Raw genomic sequence first — 15,749 nt, 5'->3', positions numbered from 1 at the left:
GGTGCCGCCTTTTTTCAAAAAGGCGGTGTTCCTTGAAGCTTTTTGCAAAAAGCTTCGCCAAAAAAACCTTTATCCGTTTTTATTTACTGCGCGTCGGTCGCGTGCGTCATGCCGCGCTGCATGGCCACTTCAACCGGGCGACCGGCCAGCGACAGGGCCACGGCCTCGGCAATGCGGATGCCGTCAATCCCCGCCGACAGGATGCCACCGGCATAACCCGCCCCTTCGCCCGCCGGAAACAGGCCGCACGTGTTGACACCCTGCCCATCGACCCCACGCGGGATGCGCAGGGGGGAGGACGTACGCGTCTCCACCCCGGTCATGATTGCGTCACGCATGGAAAAGCCCGGTATCCTGCGCTCGAATGCAGGCAGCGCCTCCCGCATGGCGGTCACCGCGAATTCCGGCAGGCAGCGTGCAAGGTCGGTGGGGGTGACGCCGGGTTTATAGGACGGCACGACATCGCCCAACGTGGTGGACGGCCTGCCATCAAGGAAATCCCCCACCGTCTGGGCCGGGGCGAAATACGCGCCGCCACCGGCTTCGAACGCCCTGCGTTCCCACTCACGCTGGAACGCGATACCGGCCAGTGGGCCGCCGGGATAATCGCGTTCCGGCGTAACACCCACCACGATACCCGCATTGGCGTTGCGTTCGGCGCGGGAATACTGGCTCATGCCATTGGTCACCACCTGTCCTGCTTCCGACGTGGCCGCGACCACCGTGCCACCGGGACACATGCAGAACGAATAGACCCCGCGCCCGTTGGTCGCATGGTGCACCAGCTTGTAATCCGCCGCCCCCAGCAGCGGCACGGTTTCCGGCTGGCCATAGCGGGCGGTGTTGATGATGGATTGCGGATGTTCGATCCGCACGCCGATCGAAAACGGCTTGGCCACCATGTCCACACCTGCCGCGTGCAGCGATTCAAATGTATCACGCGCACTGTGACCAATGGCCAGCACGACATGGTTTGCCACGATTTCATCTCCATCCGCCAGCCGCAGGGCGGCAATGCGCTGCCCGCCCGCACCATCGTCGCGTGTCACGAAATCGGTCACATGCGCGCCAAAACGGTATTCACCGCCCAGCGCCTCGATTTCGGCACGGATATGCTCCACCATCGAGACAAGGCGGAAGGTGCCGATATGGGGGCGGGAGAGATACAGGATTTCCTCCGGCGCGCCCGCACGCACGAATTCCGACAGCACCTTGCGCCCGTAATGCCGGGGGTCGCTGACCTGGCTGTACAGCTTGCCGTCCGAGAACGTTCCCGCACCCCCTTCGCCAAACTGCACGTTGCTTTCGGGGTTCAGGATGGATTTGCGCCACAGGGCGAAGGTATCGACGGTGCGCTCGCGCACCACCTTGCCACGTTCCAGCACCAGCGGGCGCAGCCCCATCTGCGCCAGCACCAGGGCCGCCATCAGCCCGCATGGCCCCGCCCCGATCACCACCGGGCGCACGAATCCGGCCGCCCGCGCCATGGCCGGACCATCATCCACCACGAAATGATAGGACGTATCGGGGGCGGGCATGATGTCGCGCGCGCCGTCATGCGCCGCAAGGACGCGGGCTTCGTCCCGCACGGCACAGTCCACTGTATAGACCAGCATGATACGGTGCCTGCGGCGGGCGTCATGCCCGCGGCGGAATATGGTCACGTCACTGATATCCGTGACAGGCACGCCCAGCCGGTCGGCCACGGCCTGCGTCAGGGCAGCGTCATCATGATCGATGGGCAGGCGCAGTTCGGTCAGTCGGATCATCGGGTCGCGTTTCCATGGCAGTGGGGCCGTGGCGATGCCATATCACGGCGGCCCCATGCACAAAATGCGCTAAGTGCTGGTGACGTGCGGCAACCTTCTGCTAGGAAGGCGGCACGCTTTCAATCCCACTGCTGAATGGATGCTGCCCCATGGGTGAGTGCCAGCATAACCATGGCGACCATGACAGCCATGGGCACAACCACGATCATGACCATGATACCCACAGCCCCGACGGTCATGCAGGGCACGATCACGGCGCTCACGACCATGGCGGACATGACCATGCGGACCATGACTGCGGGCATGACCATGGTGGCGGGCTGTTTGGCCATCATCATGTCCATACGCCTGCATCCTATGGCCGGGCGTTTGCCATCGGGATCGCGCTCAACCTTGTCTATGTCATCGGGGAAGCGGCATGGGGCGTGCGCAGCCATGCGCTGTCGCTGCTGGCGGATGCGGGACACAATCTGTCGGACGTTCTGGCGCTGGGCGCTGCGTGGCTGGCGGAAATCCTCTCGCGGCGTTCACCCAGCCGCGATTTCACGTACGGGCTGCGCCGGTCGTCCATCCTTGCGGCGCTGGGCAACGCGGTGGCCCTGCTGGTCGTGACCGGCGGCATCATGTGGGAAGCCGTGCTGCGCCTGATCCACCCGCACCCGGTAGCCGGTGTCGCGGTCATGGTGGTCGCCGGCATCGGCATTGCGGTCAACGGGGTGACGGCCATGCTGTTTGCAAGCGGTGGCAAGACGGACCTGAACCTGCATGGCGCGTTCCTGCACATGGCGTCGGATGCGCTCATGTCGCTGGCGGTGGTGGCCGGTGGCGGGCTGATCCTGATGACGGGGTGGCTGCGAATCGACCCCATCATCTGCCTTGTCGTGTCGGTGTCCATTATCGTGGCGACATGGTCGCTTTTGCGGGATTCGCTGGACATGGCGCTGGATCGCGTGCCGCGTGGCATCAACACGGCACAGGTGGATGCCTTTTTGCGCACCCTGCCCGGCGTATGCGATCTGCATGACCTGCATATCTGGCCGATCAGCACCACCGAAACCGCGCTGACGGTCCACCTGGTACGCAGCGCCAGTGAAAATGGCCATGCCCCCGACGGGCTGCTGAACCGCGCAGCGCGTGAACTGCGTGAACGCTTTGGCATTGTCCACCCCACATTCCAGATCGAAACGCTGAACGACGCCGATCACTGCGTCCTTGCCGACGCCCATACCGTATAGGCCCAACGAGTCCCCTGCCCGACATGTTTTCCAATACCAACACCAAGATACGCGCGGCCTGGTGCAGCGTTGTGGTCAGCATTATCGCGCTGGGCATGAAATACGCCGCATGGCGGGTAACGGGCAGCATCGCACTGTATTCCGATGCGATCGAGACAATCATCAACGTGGTATCCGCCGTGGCGGGGCTGTGGGCGCTGCGGGTGGCCAGCCTGCCGCCCGACCACAACCATACCTATGGACATTACAAGGCCGAGTACCTGTCCGCCGTGGCGGAAGGGGTGCTGGTGGTCATTACCGCCATCACCATCGCGCATGAGGCATGGGTCGGGTTCATGCACATGCACCCGCCCGAGGATTCGCTGCTGGGCATTTCCCTCAATGGCGGGGCGGGGCTGCTCAATCTCGGGTGGGGGCTGTTCCTCATGCGCATGGGACGGGCGCACCATTCCCCCGCCCTTGTGGCCAGCGGGCACCATGTGCTGTCCGATGTCTGGACATCTGCCGTGCTGATTGGCGGCTTCATCCTGATCCCGCTGACGGGATGGCTGTGGCTGGACCCGCTGCTGGCCGCGCTGATCTCGCTCAACGTGCTGCGCACGGGCTGGGACATGATGCGCACCTCCATCGCGGGTCTTATGGACGAAGCCCCCGATTCCGGGACGCTGGCGGAAATCCGCTCCATCATTTCCCATACCGCCACCGGCGCGATGGAAGCCCATGATATCCGCGCCCGTATCGTGGGCGCCATGACATTCATCGAATTTCACCTTGTGGTGCCCGGCACCATGAGCGTAGAGGACGCCCATCATATCTGCGACCGGATCGAGAACGGTCTGCGCGCGGGTCTGGGCGACGCGCTGATCAACATCCACGTCGAACCCGAACGCAAGGCCAAGCATACCGGCGTACTGGTCCTGCCCTGATCTGATCCCGGTTGCCTGCGCCCGACCGGAAAACCGCAGGCCGGACGTGCCGCAAATGGCCGTCCGGGTTGCGATAAATGCTGCCCTTGTACCGCAACCGGACTGTCCCCGCCCGGTTTTAACTGTCAGTGCCGTTGCTGAAAGTAGATGACCGGTAATGCGAACCGACCTTACTGAAATCCGCAGGAAGCACATGCGCCACCTGCGTCGTTCCGCCCGCATCACCACCGAGCAGTGGCGGCGCAAACTGGCGTGCTGGGCGGCGGCGGTGGTGGTCGGTGTGGTCGCGGTGGGATTCGCCATGGCGGCGGACGCGGCGGCCACGCTGCGCAACCATATCATCGGCATCAGCCCGTGGATCATGCTGGCGCTTACGCCGGGGGGGCTGGCGCTGTCCACGTGGCTGACGCGCACATGGTTCCGTGGCGCGCAGGGCAGCGGCATTCCCCAGACCATCGCCACCCTGCACCTTGAAAACTTCGCCATCATCGACCGCCTGCTGTCGCTGCGGGTGGCGGCGGGCAAGATCGTGCTGACCACGCTGGGGCTGGTGGCAGGCGGGTCGATCGGGCGTGAGGGGCCAAGCGTGCAGATCGGCGCCGCCATCATGCATGCCTGCGGGCGGTGGCTGAACCTGTCCACCATCAGCATGCGGCGCGGGCTGATCCTGGCGGGTGGGGCATCGGGCGTATCGGCGGCGTTCAATACGCCGCTGGCCGGTATCGTGTTCGCGATCGAGGAACTCAGCCACTCATTTGAACAGCGCACCAGCGGCACCATGCTGACGGGGGTGATCCTGTCGGGTGTGACCGCCATCGCCCTGGTGGGGAACTACAGCTATTTCGGCCATACCGACGTGGTGGTGCCAATCGGCATAAGCTGGATCGCGGTGCCGACCTGCGGCATCCTTGGCGGGATCGGTGGCGGCGTGTTTTCAGCCATCCTGATCCGGGCCACGCGCGGCCTGCCCGGCAGTGTGGGCCGTTTCGCGCGTGGCAGGCCGGTGGCGTTTGCCGCCGCCTGCGGGCTGCTGCTGGCGATTATCGGCATTGCATCGGACGGCATCACCTACGGTACCGGCTATGAACAGGCGCACGAAATCATTGAAGGCAAGACGCATTATCCCGCGTCCTTCTTCATCCTGAAGTTCATCGCCACCATCATTTCCTACTGTTCGGGCATTCCGGGGGGGCTGTTTGCACCATCGCTTGCCATCGGGGCGGGATTTGGCGGATGGGTGGCGCAGTTCCTGCCGCACACCACGCCGGGGGCCGTGGTGCTACTGGGTACGGTGGCCTATTTTTCCGCCGTGGTGCAGTCGCCGCTGACCGCATCGGTGATCGTTATGGAAATGTGTGACAACCAGCAGGTGACGCTGGCGCTGCTGGCCACGTCCTTCCTTGCCTATGGCGTTTCACGCATGATCTGTTCGCAGCCGCTTTACGCGGCCCTGGCCGAAGCGTTCCTTGACGGCATGGCCTCGGCCCCCAGGCCGCCCGTGGCGACGCCCCGGCCCCCACCCGCAGCGCCACTACCGGCCGCGCGCTGACAGCACGCGTTCATACAGCGCAAGCCACTGCGCGGTGACGGCCTGACGGGTAAAACGCGCTTCGTAATCCCGCCTGCCGCCTGCCACGATCCGTGCGGCCAGTACCGGATCATCCAGCACACGCTGTATGGCGGTGGCCAGTGCAGGCGCGTCATCAATGGGCACCAGCATGCCGTTATCCCCATCGCGCACATGCGCGCGCGGACCGGCCGCCGCACACGCCACCAGCGGTACATCCGCCGACCAGGCATCCAGAATGACAGTGCCGAAAGGTTCATAACGCGACGGCAGCACGCATATGTCGGCCGCCGCCAGCAAGGCACCACGGTCAGACCGCCAGCCAAGGAAATGCACCCGCTCCGCAATCCCCAACCGGGCCGCCCGGGCCGCAAGGGCGGCCTTCAGTTCGCCATCCCCCGCCAGCCACACATGGCAGCGCGGCAGCAGCGGCAGCGCATCCAGCAGCGTTTCCAGTCCCTTGGCCGGATGCAGCCGCGACAGCACCAGCAGCACCGGCACATCATCGGGTGTATCCAGCGACCGGCGGGAAACCGGCGGCTGGGCCGTGACGGAAGGAAAGGTCGGCACATAGGCCACCCGGTCCGCTGGCGCGCCCCGTTCACGCATGGACTGCGCCATATCCGGCGTACACCCTACGAACCAGCCGCAATGCGCAAACGGACGCAGGTCCTTGTAATTGCCGAACCAGCCAATGACGGGAATACCCGTATGCGCGGGCACCAGTTCCGCCGCCCGGCGTAGCCAGCAATGAATCAGATCGGGCCGCATGCGTTCGATCAGGCCATGCAGCGCATACCGGATGAGCGGACGCAGCGGCAGGCGCAGCGGACCTGTTTCCACCGCCATGCCCGCGCGCTGCAGTTCCACCCGGCGGGGGGCCGCAGGATGCATGACCACGCATTGCGTAAGACCCGCATCCTGCAGGCTGAGCATGACATCGGTGGAATACAGTTCGGCCCCACCATTGCCACGGGCCGCCATGACATGAAGTACGCGCATAACGCCCTGCAATTCATGAAAAGGTTTTCTGGTGAAGCTTTTTTCAAAAAACTTCAAAGAGACGCCGCCTTTTTGAAAAAAGGCGGCGCCCGGAAACTTTTGTTACTTATTATCCGGCTTTATTTGGCGCTCAGGTCGACCACGCAGGCGCGGCCATCTTCCGAACCAAAGGCAAGGCAACAGCCATCGGGGCTGAATTCCAGCGCCGTCACCGCACCCGACCCGCCGATACATACCGGCAGGATACGCTGTGCCCCGGTATCGGCCATCAGCACCGATCCATCGGCAAACCCCGCAGCCACAATATCGTGGACGGGGTGGCAGGCCACGCGGGTACACATCACACCCGGCAGGCCACCGGCCTCCGCCGGCGGCTTGCCCATCGGGCCACCACCAAAGAACGGCCACATCACGATCGTGTCCGCCCCGCTGGTCACCAGCCACTTGCCGTTGCGGGTAAAGGCCATGGACTGCACCTTGGACGGATATCCGCTCATGCGCATGTTGTGTCCGTCCGACAGACGCCAGCCATGCAGTTCCGATTCCTGCATGGAGGTCACCAGTGCCTCACCCGCAGGGTGGATGGCAATGCCGATATGGCTGCCCTTCCATTCCAGCGGGCGAACGGTATCCACCTTCGCCTGCACAAACCACATTGACGCGCCATTATAGTGCGAGGCCGCGATGCGCTTGCCCTTGGCGTCAAATACGATGCCACTGACGGTGGACGGATGTTCCAGCACCTTCAGGGTCGTGTGCCCGTCAGCATCACGCAGTTCGACCTGCTTGCCGGATGCAAAGGCGATCACGCCGCCCTTGCCATTGGTCCATGTCGTGATGTGTTCGATCCAGCGGCGGCCTTTTGCAAGGTCGCTTACGCTGCCATCGGCCGCCACGCGGCGCAGGGCGTTATCATCGCCACCGGTCAGGAATCCGGTGGGAGCGGCATCGGGTGCAATGGCAAGGACCGCGCCATCATGCACGGTCATGACGTTCCATGCATCCGACTGGCCCCAGTCGGCCCGGTCCGCCACCATGATATCGCCCTCACCCGTGGCGAAAGCGACCTGCTGGCTGTCGCGTGAGATGGTGCAGCCGGTGATCTGGCCTTCCAGCTGGCGCATGGCCCCACGGCGTTCAAGCAGGCCGGTGGCGGGCATGGTATCATTCACGGTATCGCTCATTTCGCACGGCAGCTTTCAAAACCGCGGCGAAGCTGCGGACGGTTGAGGTTACGGCCGATGAAGACCAGGCGGGAAACGCGCGGCTCACCTTCCTTCCACGGGCCGATGAAGCCGCCATCGGCCATCATGTGCACGGCCTGAAAGGCGAAACGCTGGTCCTCGCCAGCATAGTTCAGGATGCCTTTGGCGCGTAGGATATCGGCCCCCTGTTCCTGCAGCACCGCGCCAATCCATGCCTGGAACTTGGCGGCATCCAGCGGCTCTTCCACTTCATAGGACAGGGAAGTCACGTCCGCTTCGTGGGAATGGCTGGTGTCCTCAAGGAAATGCGGCGCGTGTTCCAACGCGCGCTGCAGGTCGAACCCGCCCTGGTCCAGCACATCGGACAGCGGCACGTCACCGCGCTGCGCACGGTGGATGCGGGCCACGGCATTGATGGAGCGGATGCGCGATTCGATGGTAGCCAGCGCCACTTCATCCACAAGGTCGGTCTTATTGAGGATGATGACATCGGCAAACGCGATCTGGTTCACCGCTTCCGGGCTTTCATCAAGCGTCTGGATGACGTTGTAGGCATCGACCACCGTGACCACGGCATCCAGACGGGTCTTGCCGCGCACGTCCTCATCCACGAAAAAGGTCTGGGCGACGGGGGCCGGGTCGGCCAGGCCGGTTGTTTCGACAATGATGCCGTCAAACTTCGCCCGGCGCTTCATGAGGTTGCCGAGAATGCGGATCAGGTCGCCGCGCACGGTGCAGCAGATGCAGCCGTTGTTCATCTCGAACACTTCCTCATCGGCATCCACCACGAGGTCGTTGTCCACGCCGAGTTCACCGAACTCGTTCACCACCACGGCGTATTTGCGGCCGTGCTGTGCCGTCAGGATATGGTTGAGCAGTGTCGTCTTGCCCGCGCCAAGGAAACCCGTCAGCACCGTAACCGGCACAAGGGTGTTCTGGGCTGCGGCGTCGGGCGACGCCTGAACGGTATCGGACATGTGGCCTCCGGTCTTTTCAAATTGCCTGCATCATGCGTGGCGTAAGCCTTGTGTGCCCAGATATAGGGCCATGGGGCGGCGTGTCCCATACCCGGCAGCACAGAAAAACGGAAAAGAGGGTCAGGCCCCGCCCCGGTGCAGGGCTGCATCACGCATCGCATCACGACAGGCACGGGCGTGTTCGATGCCAAAATACGCGGCCTGCGCCCGGCCGCGTGCGGCCAGGCCCTCACGCGCGGGCAGATCATCCATCAACCCGGCCATGGCGCGGGCCAGCCCGGTTGCGGGATCGGGCGCGCACAGCAGGCCGCCATTGCCCACCACTTCGGGCAGTCCGCCCACCGGGGATGCAATCAGGGCAGCGCCCGCCGCCATGGCTTCCAGCGCCGTCATGCCGAATGGTTCGGGCCACCGGCTGGGCACGACCACGACGGCCGCCTGCGCCATGGCCGCCAGAACAGCTGCATGTGGCCTGTAGCCAGTCATGTCCACGCCTGCCGCCGCGGCTTTGGGCGCCAGATCGGACACAAACGGGGTCAGCGGCGCATCGGTGCGGAAACGGTCGGCGCCGATCATGCAAAAATCCCAGTCGGGATGGGTTTGTGCCAGCAGCGCGCAGGCGGCAACAAACAGGTCTGCCCCCTTGTCCGCCACCACGCGCCCGGCAAACAGCACCCGGCGCGCGCGCTGGGCCATGGGGGGCATCCTTGCCGGCAACGCCACGCCATTGGGTGACAGCCCGACCTGCCGCGCACAGGAATCCGGCAGGCCATCAAGGAAGCGTTGCCGCACCCAGCCCGATACGCAGGCCACATCCATCAACCGCAGCAGGTCACGGCGCTGGCCAGGCGTTTCGGCCCCGCGCATGCCCTGCGGGTCGTTATGCAGCACCAGCAGCACGCGCTGGCCGGGACGGTGACGGGCAATGTAGTGGGCGGTATCGGGGCGGTTATGGACTTCCACCACGGTGGCCCCCGTCTCCGCCACAACGCGCGCAGTGGCCGCGGCATAACGCACGCTGCGCCGTCCCGGTGGCCACAGGCCGGGCTGCACGGCACGGTATTCATGGTCCGGCAGCAGGGATGGGCCGTCCAGCGGTGATCCCACGATCACATCCTGCGGTCCGGCAAGGGCTGCGACCTGCAACCCGATCGCCCCCACGGCGCCGGGGGAAAATCCCTCACGCGCGGGCAGCACCACTGCCACGCGCCATGGCATGGTCACGGGCGGTCCCCTCTCAGGCAATGTCCTCGAAACGGGACTGCCGCCATTCAGCGGGTTCCTGCGCGGCCTTCTGGTACCAGTCATCGATCAGCGGATGGGCACGCACGGCGGTCATGTAGGCGCGCGATTCCGGCGAGGGACTGATGCCATAGGACAGGAAGCGCGAGACGATGGGCGCGAACATGGCATCCGCCATGCCAAACGTCGCGCCAAACAGAAAGGGTCCATCCTTGCCAAAATCCAGCCGGGCCTCGGTCCAGATAGCATCAATGCGGGCGATGTCCGCATCGATATCCGGCGTGGTGCCTGCCGCCAGCGGGCGGTTGTCGCGGCCGATATTCATGGGCATGGCCTGCCGCACGGCGCGGAAGCCTGCGTGCATTTCAGCCGAGATGCTGCGGGCATAGGCACGCTGGCGGACATCATCTGGCCACAGGCCCGGCGCCTGTTCGGCGCAGTATTCACAAATCGCGATGCTTTCCCACACCGCAACGCCCTTATGTTCCAGATAGGGCACCTTGCCATTGGGCGAGATGGTGCGGATGGCCGGGGTTTCCCCGTTATCGGCCAGCGGGATCATCTGCTCGCGCACATCCAGGCCGGCCAGACGTACCGCCAGCCACCCGCGCAGCGACCATGATGAATACCGCCGCGTGCCAATGACCAGAATACCATCACTCATGACGCTGCCTTCCCTTCGCTTCCGGCCTGAACAGCTTCCGCCCGACGGATGAAGCCACCGCCCAGCACCCGTGTGCCATCATACATCACGCAGGCCTGTCCCGGTGCGGGGACCGCGCCCTCATCCAGTTCCACCCGCGCACCATTGCCATCCGCCTGCCATACCGTGGCAGGCCGGGCGGCTTCACGCGCGCGGATCTGCACCGCGCACCGCAGGCCTTCAGGCCCCGGCGGGGGCACGAGCCAGTTCATGTCACGCAGCACCAGCGTGCGGGCCACGGCGTGGGCGCGCGGGCCGATCACCACACGTTTGCTGGCGGGTTCGATTCCCACCACCATCTGGCGCGCGCCATCGCGCATGGCGGCGTTGCCCAGCCGCTTGCTCTGCCCCACGGTGTAACGGGTCACGCCTTCGTGCTGGCCCACCACATGGCCGGACTGGTCCACGATTTCGCCAGCCCCGGTTACATCGGGGCGCAGCTTTTCCACCAGACCCGCATATGAACCATCGGTTACGAAACACAGGTCCTGGCTGTCGGGCTTGGCCGCGACCGCCAGGCCAAAGCGTTCGGCCTGTGCCCGCACGGCGGCCTTGTCAGGCATGTCACCCAGCGGAAAGCGCAGAAAATCAAGCTGGTCGCGGGTTGTGGCGAACAGGAACCATGACTGGTCACGCCCGGCGTCAACGGGACGATGCATTTCCACGCCATCCGGCCCATCCACGCGGCGGACGTAATGACCGGTGGCCATGGCGTCCACCCCAAGGTCACGCGCCATGCCCAGCAGGTCGGTAAACTTCACACCCTGATTGCACGCAACACAGGGTACCGGGGTTTCGCCCGCCGCATACGCATCGGCGAACATGCCGATCACGCTGTCATGGAAACGGCGTTCGGCATCAATGACGTAATGAGGAATGCCCAGCCGGTCGGCCACGCGGCGGGCGTCATGAATGTCACGACCCGCGCAGCATGCACCCTTTTTCGTGCTTTCGCGCGAATCATACAGCTGGAGGGTCGCGCCGATCACCTCGTGCCCCTCGTCCACCAGACGGGCAGCAACGACGGAACTGTCCACCCCGCCGGACATGGCCACAAGAATGCGCATGGCTTGGTTCCACTTCCCAATGACAGGCAATGCCCGCAGGACTATCCGCCCCCGGGCATCGCACGTCAAACATCATGTTGCGCGCGTCCCGTGACGCGCGGTGTGTAGCAGGTCGCCGGTCAGGACGTGCGCGGCAGGCGCACCACCAGACCGTCCAGTGCCTCGGTCATCACGATCTGGCAGCCCAGACGGGATGTTTTCTCCAGACCGAAGGCCAGGTCGAGCATGTCTTCCTCATCCTCGGTCGGCGGCGTCAGCTTGGGCGCCCATTCGGGGTCCACCACCACATGACAGGTGGCGCAGGCCAGCGAGCCTTCGCACGCACCCTCAAGGTCGATCCCGTTCTTGTGAGCGATTTCCAGAACGGACAGGCCCAGCGGGGCCGCAACTTCGCGGCGGCTGCCGTCACGCTCGATGAATGTTATATGCGCCATCTTTGTCATCCTGCCTGTGCTGTTTGCCCGTCATGGGGCCGAAACACTGCCTTGCGCGCGGCACCGTGCCACGGCCAGGCACAGGATCGCCGCCGCGCGATCCACATCGGCGGGTGAGGTATAGCGTCCGACGGCCAGACGCAAGCCTCCGGCGGCCTGATCCCCATCCAGCCCCATGGCCGTCAGCACGTAAGACGGCGTCACTTCGGCCGAGGAACAGGCCGATCCGGTGGACAGGCACAACTGTGGCGCTGCCGCCATAAGGTCCAGCGCGCGCACGCCGTCAAAGCGCAGGTTGAGGTTGCCCGCCAGCCGTCCCGCCATGGCCCCATGGACATGCACGCCGTCACATCCCGCCCTTAACGCGGCCAGCAGCCGGTCCCGCAGACCCGCGACCCGCACGCGTTCCGCTGGCGCTTCGGCACGCGCGATGCGGCAGGCCGCCCCGAATCCGATCACCAGCGGCGCTGGCAGCGTGCCCGAGCGCAGGCCACGTTCCTGCCCGCCGCCGGAAAACAGCGGTGTCAGCCGCACGCGCGGCCTGCGGCGCACGAACAGCGCCCCCACCCCTTTCGGCCCATACAGCTTGTGCCCCGACACGGACGCCAGATCGAGATCCCACGCCCGCACGTCCACATCCACCTTGCCCACCGCCTGCGCCAGATCGCTGTGCAGCAGTGCGCCCGCCCCGCGGACAAGTGGCGCAAGGGCCGCGATATCCTGCACCACCCCGGTTTCGTTATTGGCGGCCATGATGCTGACCAGCAGGGTCGGCACCCGCAGTGCTTCGCCCAGCACATCAGGGTCCAGCGTGCCATCGGGCCGGACCGGCAGGATCACCGGCTCGCACCCTTCGCGCGCAAGGTCGCGCACCGATTCCAGCACGCATTTATGTTCGGTCGCAACCGTGATGACCCGCCGGCGCGGATCTCCCCGGTCCAGCAGGTGACGGACCGCGCCCTTGATGGCGATGTTGTTGGCCTCCGTCGCACCGGATGTCAGCACGATTTCGCGCACGTCCGCGCCCAGTATCGCGGCCACTTCGGCGCGGGCCTGTTCCACCGCGTCATGGGCCGCACGTCCCGCCGCATGGTCAAGGCTGTGGGGATTGGCGAAACTTTCGGTAAACCACGGCATCATTTCCGCCACCACACGCGGATCACACGGCGTGGTGGCCTGATAGTCGAGGTAGATCAGCTCAGACGGCACACTCATGCCGCACCCGCCTGCAACGCGGGCAACCGGGCGGCCATGGCGGTATGGGCCGCGATGAAGCCATCCACCTGCGCCTGTGTCACCGACCACGGCAGGGATACCCGGATGGCGCAGCCCGCGTCATCCCCAAGCCCCATGGCGTCCAGCACGTGTGAGCGCGTGACCTTGCCAGATGAACATGCCGACCCGGCCGAGACGCAATATCCCGCCATGTCCAGCGCGATCAACTGCGTCTGCGCCCGCCGTCCCGACAGCACAAGACTGGTCGTATTGGCCAGACGCGGCGCCGTGCCACCGCAGACCCGCGCGCCCGCGGCCACCGCCGCCGCCTCGATCCGGTCACGCCATGCGCCAAGCCTGTCGGTCTGTTGCGCCATTTCCGCCACCGCCACCGTGGCGGCAGCGGCCATTCCGGCAATGGCTGGCAGGGCGGGCGTGCCACCACGCCGTCCCTGCTCCTGCCCGCCCCCGGCCAGAAGCGGGGGGATGGCATGGAACCGCGCGCCCGCCAGCAGCAGTGCCCCCGCCCCCTTCGGCCCGCCGAATTTATGGCCCGAAATCGCGATGCTGTCCGCGCCCAGTTCCCCGATGGTGAAGGGAATACGACCCGCCGCCTGCACCGCATCCACATGCACCAGCGCGCCATGGGCGTGGCATAGCGCTGCGATATCGCGCACGGGATTGATAACGCCGGTTTCGTTATTGGCCAGCATGACACAGACCAGGGCCGGAGCCGCGCCATCGGCCGCCAGCATGCGTTCCAGCGCCCCATGGTCCAGCACGCCATCGGGCCGCACCGGCACCACTTCCGCCCGTATGGCACCGCGTACGGCGTCGTGTTCGGTCGCGCCCGCCAGCACACGCCTGCCCTGTGCCTGACCGGTGATGGCCAGCACGTTCGCCTCCGTCCCGCCCGACGTCAGGACACAGTTTTCAGCAGTGACCCCGAACAGGGCGGCCAGACCCTCCCGCGCGGTTTCCAGCACGGCACGCGCGGCCCGTCCCGCACGGTGGACGGATGACGGATTACCCACCACTTCCGCCGCCGACACCATGGCCGCCAAGGCCTGTGGCCGGAGCGGTTCGGACGCGTTGGCGTCAAGGTAGGTAAAACTGTCGCGTCGGGTGTTCATGCTGTCCAGCCATATGGTTACGCCAAGTCGTTTTGCGAGGTGGATTACGATTTATCTGGCATTTTGTGAATCCACACCGCTATAAGGCAGCGCAACATAATATTTATTGCAACGTGTTATGGCGGGTGCGCGCACCTTTCCCATACCGCTGCCTCAATGTCGCCCGCCCGCCATCCGGGCCATGGCAAGGAGAGCGAACCAACACGACACACCCGGCCCGACGGGGAAAAAGCCTTTTCCCCATGCCGGGTGGACACGACGTATTACCATATCTGCCCCCCGCGCAGGGCACGCCTGCCAAAGACGCACTTTATATCCGGTAGGCAGCAGGCCCATTATCAGGCGGGTGGGTATACTTTCGGCCTGGCGCACCAGACCGGATCAATTCTGTTTTTCGTGCCACCATCACCGGATGAATACACGGCGTATTCCTGCTTCCGGCACGGATGACATTGAAGGACAGCATTTTCTCTGCCTGCCGACCTGACGGGGCATCGCCGGTCGGGCGGGCTGTAACAGCAACCTTTCCCGCTGCAATGCCTGGAATGCGCGGGAAAATGCAAATGCGGGATACCTATGCCTGAGGTCATGTTTGCCGGCCCTGATGGCCGCCTGGAAGGTCGATATCACCATTCAAGCGCGCCCAACGCGCCGCTTGCGCTGGTACTTCATCCCCACCCGCTGCATGGCGGGACCATGAATAACCGCATCACCTATGCGATGTACCGCGCGTTCGAGAAAATGGGCTTCTCGGTCATGCGCTACAATTCGCGTGGGGTTGGCCGCTCGCAGGGGCGCTATGACGGTGGCATTGGCGAAATTTCGGACGCCGCCGCCGCCCTGGACTGGATGCAGATGGTCAACCCGAACGCCAGCGGCCTGTGGATCGCGGGCTATTCGTTCGGTGCGTTCGTCGGCATGCAGCTGCTCATGCGCCGCCCCGAAATCACGGGCTGGATCAGCGTGGCGCCGCCTGCCAACCACTATGATTTCGGCTTCCTTGCGCCGTGTCCGTGTGGCGGGCTGATGATCGCGGGGGAAAACGATGAACTCGTGCCCGAACCCGCCGTGCGCAAGCTGGTGGACAAGCTGAACACCCAGAAGGGTGTGACCGTGGATTACCGCATCTTCAAGGGTGCCGACCACGTCTTCGCCAACCATGCCGATCAGGTGGCCGAAGCACTGGAAGACCACGTCAGCACGGTCATGAACCGCAAGGCGCTGGCGCTGGCGGCCGACTGACAGCCTTAATCCACCCCGGTCGGGCCGGGCTG

Annotated in this window: 14 protein-coding genes; 4 read left to right on the top strand and 10 right to left on the bottom strand. The window is 64.9% G+C overall.

What is annotated here, in order from left to right:
• Window positions 1-83 precede the first annotated feature (83 nt).
• Complete coding sequence (locus AC1RQ9_RS00585) at window positions 84-1,769, bottom strand: NAD(P)/FAD-dependent oxidoreductase (protein WP_485985189.1); 1,686 nt, start codon at window positions 1,767-1,769, stop codon at window positions 84-86.
• 149 nt (window positions 1,770-1,918) lie between these two features.
• Between AC1RQ9_RS00585 and AC1RQ9_RS00580 the strand changes: the two genes are divergently transcribed.
• The 3 genes from AC1RQ9_RS00580 to AC1RQ9_RS00570 all read left to right on the top strand — a co-directional run bounded on the left by AC1RQ9_RS00580 (window position 1,919) and on the right by AC1RQ9_RS00570 (window position 5,479).
• On the top strand, window positions 1,919-3,004 hold the full coding sequence (locus AC1RQ9_RS00580) for a cation diffusion facilitator family transporter (RefSeq protein WP_485985188.1): 1,086 nt from the start codon (window positions 1,919-1,921) through the stop codon (window positions 3,002-3,004).
• A gap of 23 nt (window positions 3,005-3,027) precedes the next feature.
• Window positions 3,028-3,930, top strand: a complete 903-nt coding sequence (locus AC1RQ9_RS00575; RefSeq protein ID WP_193733510.1) for a cation diffusion facilitator family transporter — start codon at window positions 3,028-3,030, stop codon at window positions 3,928-3,930.
• A gap of 193 nt (window positions 3,931-4,123) precedes the next feature.
• Window positions 4,124-5,479 carry a chloride channel protein gene (locus tag AC1RQ9_RS00570; RefSeq protein ID WP_485985187.1) on the top strand — a complete coding sequence of 452 codons (1,356 nt, stop codon included), beginning with the start codon at window positions 4,124-4,126 and terminating at the stop codon, window positions 5,477-5,479.
• On the opposite strand, the gene AC1RQ9_RS00565 is transcribed toward AC1RQ9_RS00570, so the two are convergent.
• The 9 genes from AC1RQ9_RS00565 to AC1RQ9_RS00525 form a co-directional block, all read right to left on the bottom strand.
• A complete protein-coding gene (locus AC1RQ9_RS00565) occupies window positions 5,462-6,499 on the bottom strand; it encodes a glycosyltransferase family 4 protein (protein ID WP_485985186.1) in 1,038 nt (345 codons plus the stop codon). The genes AC1RQ9_RS00570 and AC1RQ9_RS00565 overlap by 18 nt on opposite strands.
• Window positions 6,500-6,618: 119 nt before the next feature.
• A complete protein-coding gene (locus tag AC1RQ9_RS00560) occupies window positions 6,619-7,683 on the bottom strand; it encodes a WD40 repeat domain-containing protein (protein ID WP_193733505.1) in 1,065 nt (354 codons plus the stop codon).
• Window positions 7,680-8,681 (bottom strand): CobW family GTP-binding protein, encoded by a 1,002-nt coding sequence (locus AC1RQ9_RS00555; RefSeq protein ID WP_485985185.1) that lies wholly within the window; start codon window positions 8,679-8,681, stop codon window positions 7,680-7,682. Before AC1RQ9_RS00555 ends, AC1RQ9_RS00560 begins: the two co-directional genes overlap by 4 nt.
• Window positions 8,682-8,801: 120 nt before the next feature.
• Window positions 8,802-9,899: a glycosyltransferase family 4 protein gene (locus AC1RQ9_RS00550; protein WP_485985402.1), complete on the bottom strand. Its 1,098-nt coding sequence runs from the start codon at window positions 9,897-9,899 to the stop codon at window positions 8,802-8,804.
• A 19-nt stretch (window positions 9,900-9,918) separates the two neighbouring features.
• A complete protein-coding gene (locus AC1RQ9_RS00545; protein WP_485985184.1) occupies window positions 9,919-10,587 on the bottom strand; it encodes a glutathione S-transferase family protein in 669 nt (222 codons plus the stop codon).
• Complete coding sequence (mnmA, locus tag AC1RQ9_RS00540; RefSeq protein WP_485985183.1) at window positions 10,584-11,693, bottom strand: tRNA 2-thiouridine(34) synthase MnmA; 1,110 nt, start codon at window positions 11,691-11,693, stop codon at window positions 10,584-10,586. Before mnmA ends, AC1RQ9_RS00545 begins: the two co-directional genes overlap by 4 nt.
• Window positions 11,694-11,812: 119 nt before the next feature.
• The gene (locus AC1RQ9_RS00535; RefSeq protein WP_193733501.1) at window positions 11,813-12,127 is read right to left on the bottom strand and encodes a ferredoxin family 2Fe-2S iron-sulfur cluster binding protein; all 315 of its coding nucleotides are present in this window, start codon (window positions 12,125-12,127) and stop codon (window positions 11,813-11,815) included.
• 30 nt (window positions 12,128-12,157) lie between these two features.
• A complete protein-coding gene (locus AC1RQ9_RS00530) occupies window positions 12,158-13,342 on the bottom strand; it encodes a cysteine desulfurase family protein (RefSeq protein ID WP_485985182.1) in 1,185 nt (394 codons plus the stop codon).
• Entirely contained in the window at window positions 13,339-14,475 is a 1,137-nt protein-coding gene (locus AC1RQ9_RS00525; RefSeq protein WP_485985181.1) for a cysteine desulfurase family protein, read from the bottom strand. The genes AC1RQ9_RS00530 and AC1RQ9_RS00525 overlap by 4 nt, the downstream gene beginning before the upstream one ends.
• A 576-nt stretch (window positions 14,476-15,051) precedes the next feature.
• On the opposite strand from AC1RQ9_RS00525, the gene AC1RQ9_RS00520 reads away from it, so the two are divergent.
• Window positions 15,052-15,717 (top strand): alpha/beta hydrolase, encoded by a 666-nt coding sequence (locus AC1RQ9_RS00520; RefSeq protein WP_010507247.1) that lies wholly within the window; start codon window positions 15,052-15,054, stop codon window positions 15,715-15,717.
• Window positions 15,718-15,749 lie beyond the last annotated feature (32 nt).

The sequence above is a fragment of the Komagataeibacter ossonobensis genome (genome assembly GCF_057359305.1).
This window is presented reverse-complemented; position numbering and strand designations above follow the sequence as displayed.

Bases quoted from the DNA above. Each gene is read 5' to 3' on its own strand.
- AC1RQ9_RS00525 (WP_485985181.1), bottom strand. From the start codon at position 14,475: ATGAACACCCGACGCGACAGTTTTACCTACCTTGACGCCAACGCGTCC.
- AC1RQ9_RS00550 (WP_485985402.1), bottom strand. From the start codon at position 9,899: ATGCCATGGCGCGTGGCAGTGGTGCTGCCCGCGCGTGAGGGATTTTCC.
- AC1RQ9_RS00580 (WP_485985188.1), top strand. From the start codon at position 1,919: ATGGGTGAGTGCCAGCATAACCATGGCGACCATGACAGCCATGGGCAC.
- AC1RQ9_RS00555 (WP_485985185.1), bottom strand. From the start codon at position 8,681: ATGTCCGATACCGTTCAGGCGTCGCCCGACGCCGCAGCCCAGAACACC.
- AC1RQ9_RS00575 (WP_193733510.1), top strand. From the start codon at position 3,028: ATGTTTTCCAATACCAACACCAAGATACGCGCGGCCTGGTGCAGCGTT.
- AC1RQ9_RS00520 (WP_010507247.1), top strand. From the start codon at position 15,052: ATGCCTGAGGTCATGTTTGCCGGCCCTGATGGCCGCCTGGAAGGTCGA.
- AC1RQ9_RS00570 (WP_485985187.1), top strand. From the start codon at position 4,124: ATGCGCCACCTGCGTCGTTCCGCCCGCATCACCACCGAGCAGTGGCGG.
- AC1RQ9_RS00585 (WP_485985189.1), bottom strand. From the start codon at position 1,769: ATGATCCGACTGACCGAACTGCGCCTGCCCATCGATCATGATGACGCT.
- mnmA (WP_485985183.1), bottom strand. From the start codon at position 11,693: ATGCGCATTCTTGTGGCCATGTCCGGCGGGGTGGACAGTTCCGTCGTT.
- AC1RQ9_RS00545 (WP_485985184.1), bottom strand. From the start codon at position 10,587: ATGAGTGATGGTATTCTGGTCATTGGCACGCGGCGGTATTCATCATGG.
- AC1RQ9_RS00535 (WP_193733501.1), bottom strand. From the start codon at position 12,127: ATGGCGCATATAACATTCATCGAGCGTGACGGCAGCCGCCGCGAAGTT.
- AC1RQ9_RS00530 (WP_485985182.1), bottom strand. From the start codon at position 13,342: ATGAGTGTGCCGTCTGAGCTGATCTACCTCGACTATCAGGCCACCACG.
- AC1RQ9_RS00560 (WP_193733505.1), bottom strand. From the start codon at position 7,683: ATGAGCGATACCGTGAATGATACCATGCCCGCCACCGGCCTGCTTGAA.
- AC1RQ9_RS00565 (WP_485985186.1), bottom strand. From the start codon at position 6,499: ATGCGCGTACTTCATGTCATGGCGGCCCGTGGCAATGGTGGGGCCGAA.